The sequence below is a fragment of the Sphingomonas sp. genome, from assembly GCF_024508665.1.
Lineage (GTDB): Bacteria > Pseudomonadota > Alphaproteobacteria > Sphingomonadales > Sphingomonadaceae > Sphingomonas.
Genome location: NZ_JANINP010000002.1, coordinates 264807 through 286329, shown reverse-complemented (window position 1 = coordinate 286329; position 21523 = coordinate 264807). Strand labels below are relative to the sequence as shown.

The 21523-nt window shown below is 64.3% G+C and carries 15 protein-coding genes; 5 read left to right on the top strand and 10 right to left on the bottom strand.

What is annotated here, in order from left to right; all coding sequences use genetic code 11:
- Positions 1 to 120: 120 nt before the first annotated feature.
- On the top strand, positions 121 to 792 hold the full coding sequence (locus Q0L25_RS04120) for an FMN-binding negative transcriptional regulator (RefSeq protein ID WP_296611814.1): 672 nt from the start codon (positions 121 to 123) through the stop codon (positions 790 to 792).
- 54 nt (positions 793 to 846) lie between these two features.
- Here Q0L25_RS04120 and Q0L25_RS04115 read toward each other — a convergent pair whose 3' ends face one another.
- The 9 genes from Q0L25_RS04115 to Q0L25_RS04075 all read right to left on the bottom strand — a co-directional run bounded on the left by Q0L25_RS04115 (position 847) and on the right by Q0L25_RS04075 (position 12494).
- Positions 847 to 2055 carry a PepSY domain-containing protein gene (locus Q0L25_RS04115; protein ID WP_296611813.1) on the bottom strand — a complete coding sequence of 403 codons (1209 nt, stop codon included), beginning with the start codon at positions 2053 to 2055 and terminating at the stop codon, positions 847 to 849.
- Between the two features lie 199 nt (positions 2056 to 2254).
- Complete coding sequence (locus Q0L25_RS04110) at positions 2255 to 3823, bottom strand: hypothetical protein (RefSeq protein ID WP_296611811.1); 1569 nt, start codon at positions 3821 to 3823, stop codon at positions 2255 to 2257.
- Positions 3816 to 5273: an FAD-dependent oxidoreductase gene (locus Q0L25_RS04105; protein WP_296611810.1), complete on the bottom strand. Its 1458-nt coding sequence runs from the start codon at positions 5271 to 5273 to the stop codon at positions 3816 to 3818. Before Q0L25_RS04105 ends, Q0L25_RS04110 begins: the two co-directional genes overlap by 8 nt.
- A 25-nt stretch (positions 5274 to 5298) precedes the next feature.
- Positions 5299 to 6006 (bottom strand): c-type cytochrome, encoded by a 708-nt coding sequence (locus Q0L25_RS04100; RefSeq protein WP_296611808.1) that lies wholly within the window; start codon positions 6004 to 6006, stop codon positions 5299 to 5301.
- A gap of 24 nt (positions 6007 to 6030) precedes the next feature.
- The gene (locus Q0L25_RS04095) at positions 6031 to 6975 is read right to left on the bottom strand and encodes an N-acetylglucosamine kinase (protein ID WP_296611806.1); all 945 of its coding nucleotides are present in this window, start codon (positions 6973 to 6975) and stop codon (positions 6031 to 6033) included.
- A complete protein-coding gene (locus Q0L25_RS04090) occupies positions 6972 to 8114 on the bottom strand; it encodes an SIS domain-containing protein (RefSeq protein WP_296611804.1) in 1143 nt (380 codons plus the stop codon). The genes Q0L25_RS04095 and Q0L25_RS04090 overlap by 4 nt, the downstream gene beginning before the upstream one ends.
- A complete protein-coding gene (locus Q0L25_RS04085) occupies positions 8107 to 9390 on the bottom strand; it encodes a D-tagatose-bisphosphate aldolase, class II, non-catalytic subunit (RefSeq protein WP_296611802.1) in 1284 nt (427 codons plus the stop codon). The genes Q0L25_RS04090 and Q0L25_RS04085 overlap by 8 nt, the downstream gene beginning before the upstream one ends.
- A gap of 72 nt (positions 9391 to 9462) precedes the next feature.
- A complete protein-coding gene (locus Q0L25_RS04080) occupies positions 9463 to 10404 on the bottom strand; it encodes a DMT family transporter (RefSeq protein WP_296611800.1) in 942 nt (313 codons plus the stop codon).
- Positions 10401 to 12494 (bottom strand): glycoside hydrolase family 36 protein, encoded by a 2094-nt coding sequence (locus tag Q0L25_RS04075; protein WP_296611799.1) that lies wholly within the window; start codon positions 12492 to 12494, stop codon positions 10401 to 10403. The genes Q0L25_RS04080 and Q0L25_RS04075 overlap by 4 nt, the downstream gene beginning before the upstream one ends.
- Before the next feature lie 340 nt (positions 12495 to 12834).
- On the opposite strand from Q0L25_RS04075, the gene Q0L25_RS04070 reads away from it, so the two are divergent.
- A complete protein-coding gene (locus tag Q0L25_RS04070) occupies positions 12835 to 15741 on the top strand; it encodes a TonB-dependent receptor (RefSeq protein WP_296611797.1) in 2907 nt (968 codons plus the stop codon).
- Between the two features lie 80 nt (positions 15742 to 15821).
- Here Q0L25_RS04070 and agaR read toward each other — a convergent pair whose 3' ends face one another.
- On the bottom strand, positions 15822 to 16592 hold the full coding sequence (gene agaR, locus Q0L25_RS04065; RefSeq protein WP_296611795.1) for a transcriptional repressor AgaR: 771 nt from the start codon (positions 16590 to 16592) through the stop codon (positions 15822 to 15824).
- Between the two features lie 262 nt (positions 16593 to 16854).
- On the opposite strand from agaR, the gene Q0L25_RS04060 reads away from it, so the two are divergent.
- From Q0L25_RS04060 to Q0L25_RS04050, 3 genes are all read left to right on the top strand, one after another.
- Positions 16855 to 17985, top strand: a complete 1131-nt coding sequence (locus tag Q0L25_RS04060; RefSeq protein ID WP_296611793.1) for an amidohydrolase family protein — start codon at positions 16855 to 16857, stop codon at positions 17983 to 17985.
- Positions 17986 to 18276: 291 nt separating this feature from the next.
- On the top strand, positions 18277 to 20592 hold the full coding sequence (locus Q0L25_RS04055) for a TonB-dependent receptor (RefSeq protein ID WP_296611791.1): 2316 nt from the start codon (positions 18277 to 18279) through the stop codon (positions 20590 to 20592).
- A 91-nt stretch (positions 20593 to 20683) separates the two neighbouring features.
- Entirely contained in the window at positions 20684 to 21439 is a 756-nt protein-coding gene (locus Q0L25_RS04050) for a TetR/AcrR family transcriptional regulator (RefSeq protein ID WP_296611790.1), read from the top strand.
- Positions 21440 to 21523 lie beyond the last annotated feature (84 nt).

The window sequence follows — 21523 nt, the reverse complement described above, 5'->3', positions numbered from 1 at the left end:
GCGGCACAAGCGGGCGGTTGGTCCCCGCACTTTGTCGGACTTGGCGCTTGTCGCCTGGGCCAAAGGCGCGGAGCATGAACGTCATCGATACCGGCGATGGCCGGACAAAGGGGTTGGAACTTGACCGAACCGAGCGGATCCGATCCGGCGCAACCGGCCAGCGAAAAGGCGGGATTCACGCTGGTCGACTTCTCCATCTATGCGATCGAGAATGAAGATATCGCGGCGCTGATCGCCGACTATCCACTCGCCTGGCTATTGCCGCGCTGCGCCGACGCCGGCCAGCCGCATCTTCTGCCCTTGCTCGCGCGCACCGATGCCGAGGGGCGCGTCACCACGTTGATCGGCCATATGGGGCGCCGCAATCCGTTGGTTGCCGCGTTCGAGACATCGCCCGAGGCGTTGATCCTGTTCACCGGACCGCAGGGCTATGTGTCCAACGGTCACGTTACCAATCCGCGCTGGGCCCCGACCTGGAATTACGGGCAAGTGCGCATCGAGGCCAGGATCACGCTCGAACCCGAGGGCGGTGATGCCGCCTTGCTCGAACTGGTCGAGGCGATGGACGCGGAGGAGAAGACCGGGTGGCGTCCGACGGATGCCGGCCCACGCTACCGCGCGATGGAGCAGGCGATCATCGCCTTTCGCGCCGACGTCACCCGGATCGAGCCGCGCTTCAAATTGGGGCAGGACGAGAATGTCGCGACCTTGCGCGAAATACTCGACCGGCATCCCGACTCCACGCTGGTCCGCTGGATGCGGAGGATCAACCGCAAGCGGCTAGAAACCTGAATTCTTTTCTTCCTAGCGGCACGAAGCGGGAGGCCCTGCAAGGCGTGATGGATCTCACGCGCCGGCCTTGGCTTCCCGCGCCGCGGCGGCGCGTTTGCGTCTGGCCTTGCGGGCGGAGACGCGCGGGCGGCGGCGCTTGAGCCAGAGATAGACCCCGGTGACGCACATGCCGAGCGTGACGATACCGAGCACCAGGTCGAGCGCGACGCCGGCCGTGCCGATCATTTCGCCGGTGTGGAGCGGGTAGAGCGAGCGCATCAGCTTGAACCCGGCGCTGTCGCTGTACGGATTGTCCTCGTTCACGAAGCGGCCGTCGCGGCCGTCGAACCAATAGGTCACCGGCCCGAGTGCGCGGTAATTCTCGATCCCGCCCGGACTGAAGCGCAGCCCGACCAGTCCACGGTCGGCCTCGTATTGCAGCGTCGCCGGCGCCCAGCCGAGATGGTTGCGGCGAGCGAGCGCTGCGCCTTGGGCCAGCACCTGGCGATAATCGATCGCGCGCGCCACCGGCGCCGCCAAGGCGGGGCCGTCGAACGGCGAGGGGCGGGCCGGCGACAGGAGCTTGACCGCGGGGACCAACGCTTCGCCGAAGAAATTCATCGCGACCGAAGTAAAGGCAAGCACCGTCAGCGGCAGCATCAGCCACAAGCCGCTCGACCGGTGAAGATCGAGCAGCAGGCGAGCAGGGGGACTCGACCATTTGAAGGTCCAGGTCCGTTTCCAGTTGCGCAGATACGGGCGCTTGAGCGGCCAGGTCAGGTAGATGCCGACCAGATTGCTGACCAGCCAGGTCAGCGCGATCACGCCCATCAGCCAACGGCCCCAATCCCCCGCGAGCAATGTGAAATGGAGCTGGTAGATGCCCTGCATCAAATGCGGGCGGTCCCATCCCGGGCCAGTCTTGCGTGTGCCGACGACAGCGCCGCTCGCGCGATCGAGGAAGACCTGGTCGAAGCCGAGCGTGCCCCGTCCCGGTGCCGGCTCGACGGCGACGGTCAGGTTGCGCCCCTCCTTCGCGTTGACCGGAAAATAGGTCGCGAGGAGCTCGGGATGGTCGCGTTCGAGGCGCTCGACCGCGGCGAGCGGTTCGACCGATGCGGGGCCGCTTGGCTTGAACAATTCGGGGTTGAGCCAGGCGTCGAGCGGCTTTTCGAAGCACAATAGGCAACCGGTAGCGGCAGCGATGGCCAGGAATGCAAGCATCGCCAGCCCGGAATAGCGATGGACCGCCGTCCAGAATTGTCGCCGCTCGACCTGCGTCATCGCCTCAAACCCCCAGCTTGGCGACCACAAATACCGTGCCCAGGCCGCCGCGATACCTCCAATCCCTAGATGGGGATGGGTCCATTCCCGGTCATTCGGTAGCGGGCCGGACCTTGTGACCAACATGTGGCCTCGTTGCAGCAGGAGATCCGCCGCGATCGCGGGCCGGCGTATCGCCGGCCGCCATCCCGTTCCGCGATCAGAACGATCGAAGGTTGCGTCGTAGCGTCAGTGATCCATCCGCATTCAATGCCTGGCGGCACGCCCAGCGGACGGAATGCGATACCCCCTTAACCTCGAGCGCGGCGCTCAGGCGCAATCCTTCCCAATCATGGTCGCCGGACCAGCGCAGCATCGCCTGACGAATACCGGACGGTCTTGGAAAACCCGGGTCAAGGCAGCCGCGGGCGAGGGTGGCGCCCTTGTCATCCGTGAGCGTCAACCGAAGCGCGCCGGGTACGCCCGCGACCCCGTCATTGGCCAGCCCTATCACCATGCCGCGGCCGCCGTCGCGCTCGAAGGGCCAGATGAAGGCTGGATAGACGCGATAGCCGATGCGCCGCGCGGCATGGTCGATCACTTCCGGATATTTGTCGTAATAGCTCAGCACGTGCGCGGCGGATTCGTTGTGCCAGTTCCAGATCGACCAGTAATTCGCGCCCACTGCGAGCACGTGCGCTGCGATCTGTTCATTATGCGTGACGCCGTCGACCATGCCGAGCTGGTCCGGATCGCCGGTGGTCATCGGCACTTCGCTGACCGCCGCGGCCCAGGCGGGGCGGTTGCTCAGCGCCTCGATCTGCGTCGTCTCGATGAAGATCGTGTCGCTGCGGATCCAATTGCCGCTACGCACCGTATGGTCGAGCATCGCGGCATTGCCGACAGTGTTGAAATCCGGCTGGGTATTGGTGACGAGCGGCGTTCGAGTCCAACAGGCAAGCTGGGTTTCGAGCATCTTGAGCCAGGTCTGCTCGGCGGCCAGGTTGCTCGGAAAATAATTGCCTTCGAACGGCCAGGTGTGCCCCTCGCCCCAGAAGCCGTACATCATCGTGTCCATATATTCGACGTCGGCGCTGCCATTGTATCGGTCGGCAAGCAGGGCGTTCAATTCGCCGAATGCCGCCTGGTAAGCCGGATGATCGTAACGCGGCATCGCATGTTTCTTGCGGTAGCGGACTTGCGATGTGTCGCCGGTCCAACTGCCCTTGAGCGGGACGTAGGGGACCTTCTCCATCAGGAAGTCGGGCATGCCGGGCGCCGCGAAATCGGGGTTTTCCAGCATGATGCGGAAGCCGACCCGTTTGCCATATTGCCGCGCAAGGTCGAAGGTGATCCGCCACCAATCGGGCAGGTCGAGCTTGCCGGGGCGCGTCTGCACTTCTCGCCAATTGGGGCGGATATAGACCTTTTGGGCGAAGGGCAGTTTGACGATGTCCTCGATCGACTTTTCGAGCGATTGGCCGGGCAGCCGTGGTGGGCCGGTATCGCCCGAGACATAGGCGGTCAGGCCCATGCCGTAGTTCGGCACGATGTCGCGCGAAGGCGACGTCGCCATCCCGACTTCGCCGCCCGGCGCATTGGCGTCGGCACCGTAATTGGTGAACGGCCCCTGGTTGAGGCGGTCCGCGACGCGCGGTCCCCCACCCCAGTCATAGCCTTCCCACAGATGTTCGAGCTGGTCGGCGCCGCTGGCGCGCGCGGCTAGGCCGGCGGCTACCAACCCGGCGGCGCCTGCCTTGAAGAAGTCGCGGCGTTTGAGCTCAGGCATCGGCGATCTCCTGCGCGACACGCGTTGCCGACCGGACGCACGATTCCATTCCCCGGCTCAGGGGGTCGGCATAGGTGCCGGCGAAATAGAGCCGGCCATCGGACCTCATGATCTCCGGCCAGAAATGCTTGAGCGTGCCCGGCGCGAACGGCTCCATCTCGCAGGTCGGCGCGAAGGGATCCTTGCTCCAGTCCCAGGTGAGTGCCTGGACGATCGTGTCGCGCTTTCCCGGGTAGAGCTCGCGAAAGGCGGCGAGCACGCGTTGCGGCGAGGCGCCGGCCGGGCCGAACGCCTTGAGGATCACGCGGCTCGACCTGGCGGTCTGGGGCACCACCCAGATTTGCGAGATGTCGGGATGATCGAACGACATGGCGAGCGTCCGGAATCCGTCGTCGAGCCAGAATTTGCTTTCGGCCTCGAAGACGAAGAACGGGTGCGAGCTATAGGTCAGATTGTCGACAACATATTGCTTGGCCGGCGACAGGGGCGGCGTCACCGGAATGCGCCGGAATATCGGCAGCGAGATGCAATTGACCAGATAATCGGCGCGCATGGTCTGCGTTTCGTCGCGGCCATAGGCGGTGTAGGACACGGTCACGCCCGTCGCGTCGCGCTGGATCGCGGTAATGGGATGAGCGAGCTTCACCCGCGTCCCGAGCCGGGCTGCGAAGGCCTTGGGCATTTCCTCGTTACCGCCTTCCAGATGGAAGGGCTCGCCTTCGGACAGCGGGATGCCGCGATCGCGCATCACCGCGAAGCGCCACAACCCGTAGAGGGCGTTGACATGCTGCCCGCCAAGATAGTCGCGCGCCCGCTGCGACGCGCCTTGCCTGGCATAGAGCGTGTCGAGGTCGATCGCGTCTAGATCGTCCCAACCGTTGCCGAACGGCTGGCTAACATCGCGGAACCGGGCGAGGTGGTCGGCCAGGAAGAGGTCGGGCAGTTCGTACCAGGGATGCCGGGCAAGAAAATCGATCTCGCGTTGGTTGAACCCGAGCGCGCGCTGGGTCGCCGGTTCGGCGAGCATCGTCTCGCTGTAGAATTTGCCGCCGATCATCGTCATCTGGCCGCCGTTCGCGGGCAGCGGCGATCCCTCGGCATTGGGATAGGGCACGACCTTCAGCCCGAACGCATCGACGTAGCGGAAGAATTGCTCGTAACCCGGCCTGGTCAGATGATCCGCGCCGTAATCGGCGAACAGGCCGTCGGACAGGCCGTCATGGCCGGTATAGACATGACCGCCATAGCGGCCCGATGCCTCGAGCACGGTCACGTCGATGCCGCGCTGCATCAGTTCATAGGCGCAGCACAGTCCGGTGATGCCGGCGCCCGCGACGATGACCTTCCTGGCCGATCGGGGGAGGGGCGTGGCCTCCCCCAGGGCTTCCGTCCCGACGATGGACGCACCAAACCCCGCCGCGACGGTCTTCAGAAAAGTGCGGCGTTCCATGGCGTCTCCCTGGTCTCGCGTGCTGTCAGGATCCGGAGACGACGACGGTGTCGCGCCCCGCGGCGGGACGCGTGTCGCCGGCCTCGCGCGGGCCAGTATAATAGGCTCGGAGCACCAGTCCGGCGCGGGGCGCGGGCATGCCGGGAGCGGTCATCCGAAAGCTGCCGCTCTTGCCGCTATAATAATGGATTCCGGGATCTGCGCCGTGCGCGAGAATCCAGCTGGCGATATCCGCCGCCTGCGCCGGGGCGAGGTCGGGGTGCGGCGGCATCGTGCCTTGCCCCCAGGCCCCACGCGAGCCATCCCGGATATGTGCGGCGAGCATCGCCGCGACACTGGGCTGACCGGCATAACGCCTGGCAATGGCCGCGAAGGACGGCCCCCCCGAACTGGCATCGAAGTCGTGGCATCCGATGCAATTCGATCGCGTGACGTCGACCAATGGCTGTGCAAGCGGCACGGCGCGCCGAGCGTCCGGAGCGTCAGCATCCGCGGCGTAGGTGGCGGTCAGCACCACCTCGTTCGAAGGAATCTCGTCGAATTTGGTCGACTTGCCGCCATAGGAAACGATGACGTCGTAGCTGCCCTGCGATTGCCAGGCGAGGCGGCTGCGATCGGCCGGGCTCGTGACGTCGACCTGCAGGCCGGGCGCGGGCGGTGCGGCGCCGAGCAGCGCCGCGGAGACGGACGACGTCAGCACGGCGGTGGAGAGCGCGAGAAGCTTGAAGCGCATGATCGGCCCCTCTTGTCGAATGGCTCAGGCCGGAGTCACGCCGACCTTGTGCGCGGCGTAGAGCGCTGCGCCGTAAGCAGGCGAATGAAGCGGCGCGACGAAGCGGTACGGACCGACTTGCCGCAGCCGTGCCTCCAGCCGGGCGCGGATTGAGGCATCGTTGGCGAGCACGCCGCCCGACCAGGACAAAGGCACGTCCTCGTCCGCGCCGAACCCAAGTTCCGCACGCAGCGCCTCGGCTATCGCAGCGAGTTCCTCGGCAGCAAGGTCGTGGATTCGGATCGCGGCGGGATCGCCCGCCGCCGCCGCTTCCGCGACAATTGGTGCCAAGCCGGCAATCTCGTCGCGCGCCAAGCCTTGCTCGCCCATTACCCTGGCGCAGATGTCGAGGTCGTTCTCGAGGCCGAGCCGCCGTCGGAACGCGTCATGAAGCGGCCCCTTGGGCAAGCGGCCGTCGCTCATCCGGGTGAAGGCGTTGAGTCCCTGGATCGCAATCCAATAGGCCGAGCCTTCGTCGCCGAATACTTCGCCCCAGCCGCCGGACCGCGCCGCGCGGCCTTGCCGTTCGCCATAGCCGATCGACCCGGTACCGGCGACGAGATTGATCCCGTCGGCGCACGCGAGCGACCCCGCCCAGCCGCAGATCATGTCGTTGCCGCAGCGATAACGATCATGGCCGAGCAGACGGCCGCAACTCTCGTCGAGCAACGGGTCGATCGCATTGTCCTCGCCTAAAGCGGGCAGACCGAAAAAGGCGAACGTCAGCGCCGCCGGCGCGATGTCGACTTGCGCGCAGATGCCGGCAATGCCAGCCTCGATCGCGCGCACGGCGCCGTCGAGCCCCACCTGGAGGTGGTAGGTCGTGCCCTCGATCTGGCGCGCGATCACCGCGCCGGTGCCGTCGATACAGACGAACTCGGTCTTGGTGCCGCCGCCATCGACGCCGAGGAAATAGGACGGCGCGGTCATGCGCTGCCGCTATGAATGCGGACGCCCTTCACGACGCGGCTGACCGTCCCGGCCTTGTTCGGCGTATCGGGCGTCAGGCCACGGTCGAGCGAGGCATGGAGCGCGAACAGCTGCGCCGGCACGATATAGGGGAACAGCAGGTCGCTGTCGGCTGCCGTCTCGAGCCCATGCACCCGCAACGTCTCGCCGGCGATGTCCTGGGCGGACACCGCCAGAACGGCGCCCGCGACCTTGTCCGCGCGCAGTTCGGCGATCAGGTCGAGGTCATAGGCGCGGGTCAGGGGATCGTTCGAAAGGAACGCCACCACCAACGTACGGTCGTTGACGATCGTCTTCGGGCCGTGACGGAAGCCGAGCGTCGAGTCATGCATCGTCACCAGCCCGCCGTCGGTGAGTTCGAGCAGCTTGAGCGCCGCTTCGCGCGCCAGTCCCTGGAACGGGCCGCTGCCGAGATAGACGACGCGCTCGAACTCGCGCGTGGCGAGCGCCGCCATCGCGGTTTCGGTGTCGGCCAGGACCGTCTCGACGGCCTGGGCGATCCGCTCGTTGCGGTCGCCGAACGCGGCGATGCCCGAGAAGATCGCCAGAGCGGCGTAGGTCATCGCCGAGAAGCTGGATGTCATCGCGAAGCCGCGATCGTGCGTCTCTTCGGGCAGCACCACGACATAGGCATCGTCGCCGCGCCGTTTGGCCAGGGCGCCGTCGGCGTTGCAGGTGATGATCAGGTGGTGGACGTCGGCAACGCGCGCATCGGCGAGATCGATCGCGGCTATGCTTTCCGGGCTGTTGCCCGAGCGGCCGAACGACACGAGCAGGGTCGGGGTCCGCGCCTCGAGATAGAGTTCGGGTGCGCTGACCATATCGGTGGTCGGCACTGCATCGACCCGGCGCCCGGTCGCCTGCGCCAGCGTCGCCGCGAGGCATTCGCCGATGAAGGCCGAGGTACCGGCGCCGGCCAGCACGATGCGCGGATCCGGCTTGGCGAGCAACGGGCCGAGGAAGGCCTCGATCCCGCCCCGCTGGCTCGCGAGCAAAGCCTGTGTCGCCCGTAGCGTAGCGGCTTGCTGGAAGATTTCGCGGCGCGTCCAGGGCTCGGCGCCGTCGGCTGCCGTCTTGGGGGCAGCGATGAGGTCAGACATTGGGATGGCAGGCTCCATGATAGGCGTCGAGCGTCGCGTCGATATGGGCCGCGACCAGGTCGACCGGGTCGAGCGTGGTGCGGCCGGCGCGGTGCGCGGCAAAGGCGATGGGGAGGTATTGGCTGACCAGCGGCAGCGGTGGCACCGTCTCGCGCAGATTGGCGAACAATCGTTCCTGGGCGGCGGCGATGGCGCTGTCGGGCCAGTAATAACGGATGCGGTCGCTGAAGCTGTAGTTGAGCTGGAAATCGAGCGCCGCACCGCTGGCGTGATAATATTTGGACCAATTGCCGGGTTCGGCATGCATCCGTTCGATCGCGACGTCACGCAGATTGGCGCGCCGCTCGGGCGCCACCGTCTCGCGTTCGATCGCGTCGAGCGCCCACAAAGCCTCGCGCAAGGCGAAGGTCACGCCCGGCCCGACCTTGAGGATCGCGAAGTGATCGCGCACCAGAGCAGCGAGCGCTTCGGGGGTCTGGTAATCGGTCGAATGCGCTTCGAACACGATATGCTCGACCGGCTCGATCGCCTTGCTCAGCGCGGTCGCCTTTTCCGGGACATAGTCGACCACCTTGTCGTGGTCGAACTCGACGCCCGGCTGGACGACGGTGGCGATCACGCGGCTCCAGGCGCCCGACAGCCCCAATTCGGCGAACAGGTCGCGGTGCATCGCGATCGTCGCCAGCGCCGCGTCGGGCGTCGTGACCGCGAGTTCCTCGAGATCTTCCGCCGCACCGCCGGGCACGGGAACCTCGGTGCCGATGATATAGCTCGGCGCATCGTCGGGATCGCCCGAATAGGCCGCCTCGGCCGCCGCGCACAGCCGCGCGGCGCGCTCGGCGATGGTGCGCTCGGGCAGCGGTACCGGATCGTCGGCGCAGCTCATCGAACAGTCGAGATGGATCTTGCCGAACCCGGCGGCGACATAGTCGCGCACCATGACCTCGGCCTTGGCCATTGCTTGCTCGGCGGGCAGCTTGGTCCAGGCGTTGGGGCCGAGATGATCGCCGCCCAGCGCCAACCGCGCGCGCGGATAGCCGACCCGGTCCGCAATGGCCGAGACGAACGCGCGATAATCGACCGGCGTCATGCCGGTATAGCCGCCGTCCTGGTTCACCTGATTGGATGTCGCCTCGATCAGCGCGATCGGCGCGTCGTGCGCCAGCGCGTGGCGCAGCGTCGCTTCGATCACCAGCGGATGGGCCGAGCATACCGAAGTGATGCCCACGCGTTTGCCCGCTTTGTGCTCAGCGACGAGGGCGCGAATTGCCTTCATGATTGCTCCTCGAATGGACAATCCGCGTACACTGAAAGAAAATGAAACACAAGGAAATGATGTATAATGAAATTAAATCGCCGCCGGCTCGGCGGCGGCGTCGGCCGTTTCGCCGGCCGTATCGGGCTCGATCGCGAGCAGCACCGAGGCGGCGAGCGCCAGCGCGAGGCCGACGATCTTGAGCGTATCGGGCATCACGCCGAGCGCGATCAGCGAGATGATCGCAGTGGCGAGCGGCGCGCCGGCATTGGACAACGGCGCGACGATGATCGCCTTGCCGTAGCGAAAGGCGAAGACGAGGGTGAGCGCGCCGATCGCGTTCAGCACCTGGATGCCGGCGGCGAGCGCCGGCCCGTCCCAGCCCCAATTCACCGGATGCGAGCGGTCGGTCAGGACCCATGCCACCGGCACCAGCAGCAGCCCGGCGATCATCATGTAGAAGAAGATCCCCTCGGCCGACATGTGGTTGTTGGCCGATTTCATGAAATAGGCCTGCACGCCCCAGCACAGCATCACGATCAGCGCGAGCACGAACCAGGTCGACCCGGTCGTCGTGCTGCCGTCGGCGGGGGCGTAGTTGAAGATCGGCAGGGCGATCAGCGCCAGCGCGATGCCGAGCAATCCGAGTTTGCCGGTGCGCTCGCGCAACAAGGCGTAGGACATCACGATCGTCACCAGCGGCGACAGCGAGATGATCGGGAAGATCAGATAGGCGGGGCCACGCGTCACCGCATAGAACAGCACCATCTGTCCGCCGGCGCCGAGCAAGCCGACCGCCATGCCGTAAGCGATCGCCCGCGGACTCGTCTCGAGCTTGCCGCCGCTCATGCGCAACGCGATGAACGCCGGCGGGATCATCGTCAGTGCCCAGACGCAATAGACCAACGTGTCGGGAAAGCCGTGCTTGGACGATTGATCCGAAAAGGCGCCCCAGATGCCCCACAGCACGACGGTGACCAGCGCATGGAACAGCCAGGCGCGGCCGGCTGGCGCGGGGGCGGGGGTGGCGGTCATGCGGCATCTCCTGCGGGCGTCGCCTCGATGACGAGGAAGCGCTCGAAACTGGCGTTGATCTTGTTGCTGGCGGCGCTGGCGGTGCCGAGCGGCGCGCCGGTGAAGCTGTCGGTCAGCCGGTAGGATCCCTTGCCGAGCCCGCGCAATTCGATCGGTCCGGTCCAGGTCTTGGCATAGAAAGCATAATGCAGCTTGCCCTCGGCCGCTACGACATGGGCTTCGGGCTTGTCGAAGCCGATGTCGTAGAGCTCGCCGAGATAATGCCCCTTGGACAGCATGTTCTGCCGGTAGAGCGCGATCCACTTGCGCCACAGCCGTTCCTTGTCGGGGGTCAGCACGAAGCCGCCCGGCGGCAATTTGTCGTTGGGCTTGTCGGTGTCCTTCGGCCAGGTGAATTTGGTCGAGGGGATGGCGCCGATTCCGTAGGTCGAGGCGAAATCGTTGCCGCCGTCGCTCAATTCGACATGGTCGCCACTATAGGGTGCGGACGGGCCCATGATCGCCTTGAAGGTCTTGCCCTTGAGGCGCACTTGCCACGACGATTCGGGGTCGGACGCCGGCGTGTTGTTCATGGCGGGAATGTTGAAGAAGGCGAAGGAATCGCCGCACGGGCAGATCTCGACATTGGCGTTCGGGTTGGCGGCGATCGCGGTGTCGTAGATCGCCTTCCAGAAATCCTGGAGCTTCTCGACCGATTCCTCCGGCCGTTTGTGATGATGCGCCGGGTTGTAACAGGGGGCGACGCCGTTCAGGTCCTGGCCGTCGATCTTGAGGCCTTCGAACCCCCAGTCGCCGACGATCCGCCGCGTGACCGCCTTGAAATAGTCGATCGTCGGCTGATAGGCCGGACACAAGGTATAGCTGTTCCACCAGCTCACGTTCTGCGCGGTACCGCTGGCGTCGAGCAACAGCATGTCGCGATGATCGCGCATCAGGTCGCTGGCCGGGGTCGCCGACAAAGGCGAGATCCACAATTTGGGCCGCATGCCATAGGTCTTGATACGGTCGGCCATGGCCTTGAGGTCGGCATCGCCGCCGGGGAACCGGCTGGTGTCGGCGACCCAGTCGCCGATCGCCTTTTGCCAGCCGTCGTCGAGCACTGCCCATTCGCAGCCGACCGCCTTCGCCTTGTCGAGCGTGCCATAGACCTGATCGGGGGTGACGTTGCGTTCATAGCCCCAGGCGCACCAGATCGGCGCATAGCTCGATTCGGGGATGGCGGGCGCCGCGAGCCCGCGCTCGGCCATGATCCGGCGATAGGCATCGAGCGGGGCGAAATGATCGCCGCGATGCGCCATGACGAAGGTCTCGGGCAGCGTGACCTTTTCGCCCGGCGCGAGCAGGATCGGCTGGTCGCCCTCGAGCGCGATTCGCGTGCCGCCCGGCTGCGAGGTGACCGGAAGCGCGATCAGCTTGGGGACGGTCTCGACATGGCCGACCGCCAGCCCGACGTCGGGGCGCCAGACCGCCGCCACCGGCGTGCCGCCGCCGTAGTCGGAGCCGTTCATGCCCATATAATTGCGCTGCTGGAAGTCGGGCCGGACCCGTTGCACCCAATCGCGACGATCGGGATGCGACGCGCCCGAAAACGTCCAGGCGCCCTCGGGATGCGCGATCAAGGTATGCGCCGCCGACCACCAGGCCGCGATCACCAAAGGCGTCTTGCCCAGGTTGCGATACTGCACCGTCATCAGTGCCGCGCCGGGCAGCGAGGGGCGGAATAGCAGATCGATACGCTTTTCGAGCCGCCCGTCGGCAACGCCGCGCAACGTGTGGCGCCGGTTCCCGTCGCGCACAGCTGCCGGCCCGGAACCGCTATTGCCGAGCAGCACGAAGCTATCGAGTATCGACCCGTCGGCAAGCCGCACGCCTTCGCCGGTGTCGAACGCGGTCAGCGCCCGCCCATCGCGAGACAGCCGCGACCGCAGCAGGCCGTCGAATTCGATCGTCAATATGCCATCGCCGGCGGTTGCGACTGGGTCGGCGAATGCCAAGGCGGGAGCCGTTGGCAGCAATCCGGTCATGATCGCCGTCGTGCCGCATAACAGGCCAGCCAGTGTCGATCTGCGTGTCAGTGTGGCGCCAGCCATTCTTTCCTCGCCGGTTTGCCGCCCTTTCCTGTCGGGCGTATTCGAAGCGAGCTTGCACAGGGATTCGCCGATAAGCAAACGAAAACGAGCGCCTTTCACTCGTTTTGTTTCGTTTTATCCTCTGACAACGGACTAAAGGGCGCAGGCTGGCTGACACCAATCTATTCAGCCATACCATTGAAAATGATATGAATTATGCGGTGCTCTGGTTAGAGACTTTGGCCGAAATGCCATCCCCTTAAGCCACGCTCCTTTGAATATGACAAAAAAAGGTTGCGTTGCCGCAAAACCGATTACAGAATGAAACATATTGAAATATACGACCATCGAGGGGAAAATCATGGCCGCACGTCTTCTGCGCACGAATGCCAGCATCCTTGCCGTCGCTTTTGCCTCGGTTTCCGGCGCTGCAATGGCGCAGACCCAGCCTCCGTCGCCGGACACGACGTCTGATACGGCCTCGGCCGATCGGGCGGCAAACGACATTGTGGTGACGGGCATCCGCGGCAGCCTCGACAAATCGGTCGAGATCAAGCGCAGCGCGACCGTCGTGCTCGATTCGGTCAACGCGACCGAACTGGGCCGTTTCCCCGACAGCGACGTGGCGGACTCGCTGCAGCATATCACCGGCATCACGATCAACCGCACGACGGGTGGCGAGGGCCAGTATGTCAGCGTGCGCGGACTCGGTTCGCAATATAATATCACGACGCTCAACGACCGTATCCTGGCGACCGACGACGACGGTCGCGACTTCGCGTTCGATATCCTTCCGTCCGACGTGATCTCGGGCGCCGACGTGCTCAAGTCGCCCCAGGCCAGCGCGACCGAGGGCAGTATCGGCGGCACCGTCAACCTGCGGTCGGCACGGCCGTTCGATCACACCGGCTTCCACATCGCCGCGCGCGCCGAAGGCAATTTCAACCAGATGTCGCGTTACGGCGGCTACAAGGTATCGGGCTTCATCAGCGACACCAACAGCTCGGGCACCTTCGGCGCTTTGCTCGGCGTGGTCTGGTCGGACCAGAAGTTCCGCACCGACGCGCTGAATTACTCGTCCTGGGATGCGAGCAGCCCGGGCGTCTGGCCGGTCGGGCCGACGGTCGATTCGCCCCCGCCTGCCAATGCGCAACCTGTGGTCGGCTTGTGCTGCATCCAGTTCGGCTCGGTAGTCGACCGCAAGAAGAGGTTCGCACTGACGGGTACGGTGGAATGGCGCCCGGCGGACAATCTGCACGTCACGCTTGATGGCATGTACACCAAGCTCAACGACCCGCAGGTCGCCTACAACCAATCCTATTTCCCGGGCTTCACCTACGACCAGAATGGCCTGCCCGAATGGTCGAACGTCACCGTCCAGAACGGTTTCATCACCAAGTTCACGACCAACAATTTCACGCCCGAACTCGTCAACCAGACGATCCATCGCGTCGTCGATACCTATCTGGTTGGCGCCAACGTCCAGTGGGATGCCTCATCGAGACTGTCGTTCCGCGCCGACGCCTATCGCTCGCAGGCGAACCGGCCGGAGGGCGGGACCGACACTTTCCTGACCGCGGGGCTCGTCTCACCGACCCCCTACAATCAGAACACGCTGACCTTTTCGGCCAATCCGAACGCGATGCCGAACATCAGCGTCACGCTGCCGGACGGATCGGATTACGCGACCGCGCTCGCCTCGGGCAAGCTCGACAATCAGAATCTGTGGAGCACCCACTATGACGGGCTGTCCGGTTTCTCGATCAAGGATACGGTGACAGGCGCCAAGCTGGACGGCACCTATACGTTCGACAACAGCATTCTGAAGAGCATCAGCTTTGGCGCCGCCTATCTCAAACGGTCCAAATCGCGGCGCGACATCAGCAACGATTGGACCAATGGGTCCAGCCAATACAGCTCGCTCTACAATACGATGCCCGGCCAGCCAGGACCGATCACTTTCGCGACGATGGGCCAGAACGTCATCTCGACCTTCAACTTCCCCAATTTCTTCTCCGGCGCAGGCGGCAACTTCCCGACCACGATGCTGGCGATCAACGCGCAGAACCTGCTCGCCGGCCTGAAGTCGCTCGACGGCACGCCGAATTACACCTCGGGAGAGGGCGTCTATCATTTCGCCGACAGCTTGCCGCAATTCAACGCGGTGAACTCCTATGTCGTCAGCGAGCGCACCTTGTCCGGCTATGTCGAGGCCTCGTTCGGCGGGCGCCGCTGGAACGGCAATATCGGCCTGCGCCTGGTCAATACGCAGACGACCGCCTCGACCGCGATCAACAAGATCATATCGGTCACCGTCGCCGACACCGCCAATCCGACTGCGTCCGCGGTAGTCGTATATTCGGACGCGACCCCGATTTCGGCGCATGGCAGCTATACGCTCCCGCTGCCGTCGATGAACTTCAACTACGGATTCACCGACAATCTCCACCTGCGCCTGGCGGTCGCCGAGACGATCGCGCGGCCGAACCTCAATCAGTTCGCGCCCACGCAGACCGACAACAGCAGCAACCAGGATTATGTCGTCAGCTATAGCGGCAACGTGAACCTGAAGCCGATCAAATCGTGGCAGGCCGACGCGTCGCTGGAATGGTATTACCACAAGAACGACATGGTTTCGGTCGCCTTGTTCGGCAAAAAACTGCGCAACGACATCACCTCGGTCGAGGTCAATAATGTCGATATCGGCGCGGTCGGCTGCTTCAATGGCAAGCCGTGCGCGCCGCTGCTGTACAGCGTGGTTCAGCCGATCAACGGCGACGATGCCAAGATCTACGGCGTCGAGTTCAGTTGGCAGCATATGCTGAGGAACGGCTTCGGCATCCGTGCGCAATTCACGCACACCTGGAGCCAGACCACGATCAATGGCCAGGACGCCGGGCAGGAAGCAGGCGTCTCACCAACGACCTGGTCGATCAATCCGTTCTACGAAAAGGGTCCCGTCTCGCTCAGTGTGTCCTGGGATCATTCGAGCTCGTTCGTTTATGCGAACTTCACCGAAGTTGACGGCATGCCCGCGATCGCGAGCGCCTATGACTGGGTCACCGCGACTGCGTCGTTCAACGTCACCAAGCGGATCAAATTGTATGTCGAGGGGCGCAACCTGACCAATTCGATCGTGCGGACCTATCTCAACGGCGACCGTAACATCGTCTGGGCATCAGGCGCGGTCGGTACCGGCAGCAGCGTCGGCGCGGGCTACACAGCGTACGGGCGCACGTTCACCGCCGGCGTCCGTTTCGGGTTCTGATCTATCACGGGCCGGGCCGGTAGGTCCGGTCCGGCCCGTACCCTTGGCGCGGAGGCATGGGCGTCGATGCTCCGCGGGCGTCAGGCGATGCGGATATCGCAGCCGAGCTTGCGTGCCTGGTCCAGGCTCTCCTCGGGCGCGCCGTCATCGGTGATCAGCACGTTCACTTCCTCGAGCCCCATGATCCTGTGGAGGCACGTGCGGCCGAACTTGCTGCTGTCGGTCACCGCGACGACTTCGCGGGCGACGCGGGCCATCTTGCGATTGAGCGCTGCCTCGGCTTCGAAATGCGTGGTAATGCCGCGCTGCAGATCGATGCCGTCGACGCCGAGAAACAGGCGGTCGACTTGCAGACTGTCGAGCGCGGCTTCGGTCTGTCCGCCGTAAAAGGCCATGTTCTTGCGGCGCAACCGTCCGCCGAGCAGGACGATCTCGATATTCTTCTTGTGGACCAGCTGGCTCAGGATATCCGCGTCGTTGGTCAGGACGACGATGTCGGCGTCGTCCGGCAGGAAGCGCGCGATCTGTGCGGTTGTCGTCCCGGAATCGAGAATGATCGCCTCGCCGGGCTTCACCATCGAAGCGGCGAGACGGCCGATCCTTTCCTTTTCGGCTATGTGCAGGACGCGCTTGGTGTCGACCGGATCTTCGTCCGCCACACCGATCACGCCCGCCGCGACCGCTCCGCCATAGCAGCGAACCGACACGCCGCGCGCTTCAAGAAACGCCAGGTCCTTGCGGATTGTCTGGGTGGAAACATGGAATTGTTCGGACAAGGCGTGGACCTGAACGCTCCCCTGGTCCTGCAGCATTCCGATGATTTCCTGACGTCGCCGACTTGTATCCCGCATCATGCCTCCTGCGCGATTTCTAGCGGCAAAGCGTGGATGTCTCCATGCGTTTTCTTTCGGTGATGGGGCAGTGCGCGGCATCTCGCAGGACTGTTGAAGCTGAAGCACTCACGTTCGCGCCGTGTCGGCGAGGGGCGCGGTCTTTCGCGCGGCGGAAATATATAATGAAACATACGCAAAACGGTTTGCGCCTCATCTCTCGTCAATGCTAGGCTTTCCTTGGTTGATATCTTTCATTTCGTATCAAATCCAGGGAGAGGTTATGCGGTTGCACGGTGGCTTGATGATGGCGTCGATCCTGTCTCTCGCGGCGGCCTCCGCCCAGCCGGTGCAAGCGCAGCAGAGCGGGGAGGCGTCCTATAGTGAGGCCGATTTCGTTCGCGTTCCCAAATTCGACGCGCATGTGCATGACAATGTCGCGCGCACCGCGTTTATCGACATCGCGCGCAAGGACGGCTTCGAACTGCTGTCGATCAACGTCGACTATCCCGATTTTCCCCCGCTGAAATTGCAGGCCAAGGCGGCCGAGGAGCATGAGGCCCAGGATCCGAAGATCTTCCACTTCGCCACCGCCTTCTCGATGGACGGATTCGGCGAGCCCGGGTGGAGCGACCGCGCGATCGCCACGATCGACGCCGCGGTCGCCAAAGGCGCGGTTGCGGTCAAGGTGTGGAAGAATATCGGCATGGTCGTGAAGGACAAGCAGGGCAAGCGCGTCTTCCTCGACGACCCCCGCTTCGACGCGGTGATGGCGCACATCGAAAAGATCGGCATTCCGCTGATCGCGCATCAGGGTGAGCCGCTCAATTGCTGGCTGCCGCTCGACCAGATGACGACCGATAACGACCGCGGCTATTTCCGCGATCACCCGCAATATTACATGTATCTGCACCCCGAGGAGCCGAGCTATGAAATGCTGATGGCGGCGCGCGACCGCTTCGTCGCCTTTCATCCCAAACTGTCGTTCGTCGGCGCCCATATGGCCAGTCTGGAATGGAGCGTCGACCGGTTGGCGACCTTCCTCGACCGCTTCCCCAATGCGAACGTCGATCTCGCCGCGCGCATGACGCAGATCCAATATCAGTCGAACCAGGATTACGCGAAGGTTCGCGCCTTTTTCATCAAGTATCAGGACCGGCTGATGTACGGCACCGACGTCGCCGACAATCCCCCCGATCCGGCCAAGCCGGTCGAGAACCCCCCGGTGGATATCGACCATCTGGCGACCGAGGTCGATCATGCCTGGCGCTCGGACTGGCGCTATCTGGCCACTCCGCAGTCGCAGCGTATCGAAGAGATCAAGGCCGAGGTGAAAGGATTGGCGCTACCGCGCGCGGTGATCGACAAGATCTACTACCAGAACGCGCATCGGATTTACCTGCGCGGCAAGTGATCCTGCGGACGCGCGCGGCGGAGACAGGAGCACCCGGCCAAGCGGCTGTTTGGAGAACAGTATCGTTCTTGGTCGCGGCGACCGTCTCCCCACGCGCTGTCGCTCCATCGCAATCCATTCGACGGCGGCTCTATTTACCTAGGCGCCCCTGCAGCCATCAGACCTTGCGTGCCTTATAAATACTGACTGATAAGTAAGTCAGTATTGACAGGGATCGGGATTGAATGCCAAGTCCTCCCAATTCGCGAGACGGCGTCATCAAGGCGCGGCGGCGAATGAGGGGAGAGGACGATGAAGAAGCTGATCTGCACGGCGTCACTGACCGCGCTCGCGGCCGCTTATCCCGCCGCCGCACAAATCGCGCCGGCGCCGGACGCGTCGGCCTCGCCGGGCGGCGCGAACGGCAGCCAGAACGACCGTACGTCGACCGATCCCAACGACATCGTCGTCACCGCGACCCGCCGCAGCGAGCGTCTCCAGGACGTTCCGATGAGCGTCACCGCCTTCACCCAGGCGCAGCTCAGCGAGAAGGGCATTGTCGGCTTCGAAGGCATTGCCCGCGAGACGCCCGGCGTCGTGCTCGACCAGCGTAGCAGCAACAATATCAGCGTCACCACCCGCGGCATTTCGACCAATGGTTATCAGGCCGGGCTGCAGGCGACGACGACCGTCTATCTCGACGAGCTACCGCTCACCACGATCGGCAATTCGGTGACGCTCGATCCCAATCTCTACGATATCGAGCGGGTCGAGTTCCTGCGCGGGCCGCAGGGCACGTTGTTCGGGTCGGGCTCGTTATCCGGCGCGCTGCGGATCCTCACCAAGGCGCCCGACCTCACCAAGTTCGACGCGTCGGCGCTCGCCGATATCGGCCTGACCCCTGACGGCGGCGGCATCCGGCAGCGTTATAACGGCATGATCAACGTGCCGCTGGCCGGCGACACGCTGGCCCTGCGCGTGGTCGGCTTCTACCGGCACGAGGATGGCTATATCGACAATCTCGGCACGGGCGTGAGGAATGCGAATACGCTCAAGGATTGGGGCGGCCGCGCGAGCCTGTTGTGGAAACCGAGCGACCGGTTCAGCATCCGGCTGACCGGAATCTACGAAAACAGCCATCCTCAGGATGCCTCGCTGACGACGCCTTCGCTGGGCGACCGCAAGCGCTATTCGACGATCCCCGATCTCTACACCTCGAAGACCCAGCTCTACAGCGGGACGATCGACTATCAGTTCGACGGCTTCCACCTGACCAGCACGTCGAGCTACGCCTATCAGGACGGGCTGTTCATTGTCGACCTGACCGGCACGTTCGCCAGCGCGGCGGTACCGATCCAGAAAGCCATTCCGTTCTATCTCTACGATCACGGTATCTGGAAGACGTTCGTCCAGGAGACGCGCCTCGCTTCCGATCCAGGCGGCAAGTTCGACTGGACGGTCGGCGCCTATTATCTCCACCGCGACTCGTTCCTCGAGGGGCGCGAGACGTCGACGCCGGCCTTCCTTGCCGCGCGCGGCATCACCGGTCTGCCGGCCGACGCGACCTTCTATCAGTTCGCCAGCGACAGCCGCACCAGCGAAAGCGCCGGCTTCGGCGAACTGACCTATCATTTCACGCCCAAGCTGTCGGTCACCGGCGGTCTGCGCTACGGCAGCTATTCGGGCACGGTGGATACCTTCCCGGGCTTCAATTCGGCCTATTTCACCTATGCGCTGTTCGGCATTTCCGGGCCCTTGGCGAAGGTGCCCAATGGCGCATCGACCGCCAAATATCCGACCGCGTCCAAGGCCTCGTGGAAAGCGAGTCTCACCTACAAGCCGTCGCGTGACCTCACCTTCTACGGCACGGTGTCGACCGGCTACCGCACGCCCGTCTACAACGCCCGGGCCGGCAGCGTGAGCACCGTCAACCCCAACGACCTCGTCATACCTGCAGGCGCGACCTCGGACAGCCTGACCAATTACGAGATCGGGACCAAGGGCCGCTGGCTCGGCGGCAAGCTGACCGCCAATCTCGCCGCTTATTATATCGATTGGCGCAACATACAGGTGCAGGCCAACCGGCAATCGGATTCCGTCCAGTTCGCCACCAATATCAAGGGGGCGGTCAGCAAGGGACTCGAGGTTGAGATCACCATCAACCCGGCGCGTGGGCTCACTTTCGGCCTGAACGGCTCGCTCAACGATGCCAAGGTGACCGACATCACCGCTCAGCAGGCGATCATTTCCGGTGCCGTCAACGGCGCGCGGCTGGCCTCGCCGCACGTGCAGGGCGCGCTGTTCGGAAGCTATAATTACGCGATCGGCAGCGGCGCGTCGGGCTTCACGAGCTTCCAGATCGAGCATGTCGGCTCGTTCCCCAACGGCTTCCCGAATACGCCTGGCAAGGCGGGAGTTCCGAGCCCGCTCTACGCGCCGTCCGACGCCTATACCTATATCAACCTGCAAACCGGCCTGCGCATCGGCAAGTTCAGCACCACCTTCTATGTCGAGAATCTCGGCAACAGCCGAGCCACGACCTACGTGCACCCGGAAGCGTTCGTTTACAGCCGCTACGCGATCCTGCGGCCGCGGACGTTCGGCGTCCGCGTCGGCTACGGTTTCTGAGCGAGGGGTGTGTGATGCCGCTTTCCCGTTCGATGCGACGCCTTGGCGAAATCCCGCGGCGGGCGGGCGCCGCTGCCGCGGGAAACCTCCGTTGACGCGTGCGATGCGGACCGGCACGCTCGATTCCATGGGCACCGAGAAGACGCCAGCCAGGATCGATCCGCAACGTCCACGGGCGCGCACGCATAAGGAGCGCGTCCGGGAAGCGTCGATCGAGCGCATCCTCGACGCCGCGGAGGAATTGTGCGCCGAGTTCGGCTATCACGGCTTCACGTTGAAGGACGTCGCCGCCCGCGTCGGCGTGAGTTCGACGCTCATCCACTATCACTTCAACGGCAAGGAAAGCATCTTCGAGGCGGTCTGGGCGCGCAAGGTCCCGGCTTCGACGCAGAACCGCCTCGACGAACTGCGTCGCTATGCGGAGGAAGCCGGCGACAAGGTGACCGTCGAGGGCGCGCTCAATGCCTGGATCGATCCTGATCTCAGGCTGCACCTCGAAGACCGGAACTATTGGGCGGCGATCGGCAAGATCAGCGCTCAGGCCAACAGCGCCGCCGGCTGGGGCGCGGCCAAGATGACGAGCTATTTCAACCCCGTCGGCCTGGCCCTTGTCGACTTGCTCAAGAAGGCCATGCCCGATTGCGATGAAGAGACGATCTTCTGGGGATTTCATTTCCTGTCGGGTGCGATGACCCACAATATGGCGCGCACCGGGCGGTTGGATGAATTGTCGCACGGGCTTTGCTCGTCGGACGATTTCGCGTCGATCCGGAAGCATATGGTGACGTTCATGGCGGCGGGCTTCAAGGCGATCTGCGCGGCCTCGAGGAAAGACAAACTGGAATAGTCCGGCGCTCTCTAGGGACGGGTCGCGAGCTGGTGGCTGCCCGATGCGATCATCCGCGTGACGACGATGCCGCTCGCGACGACC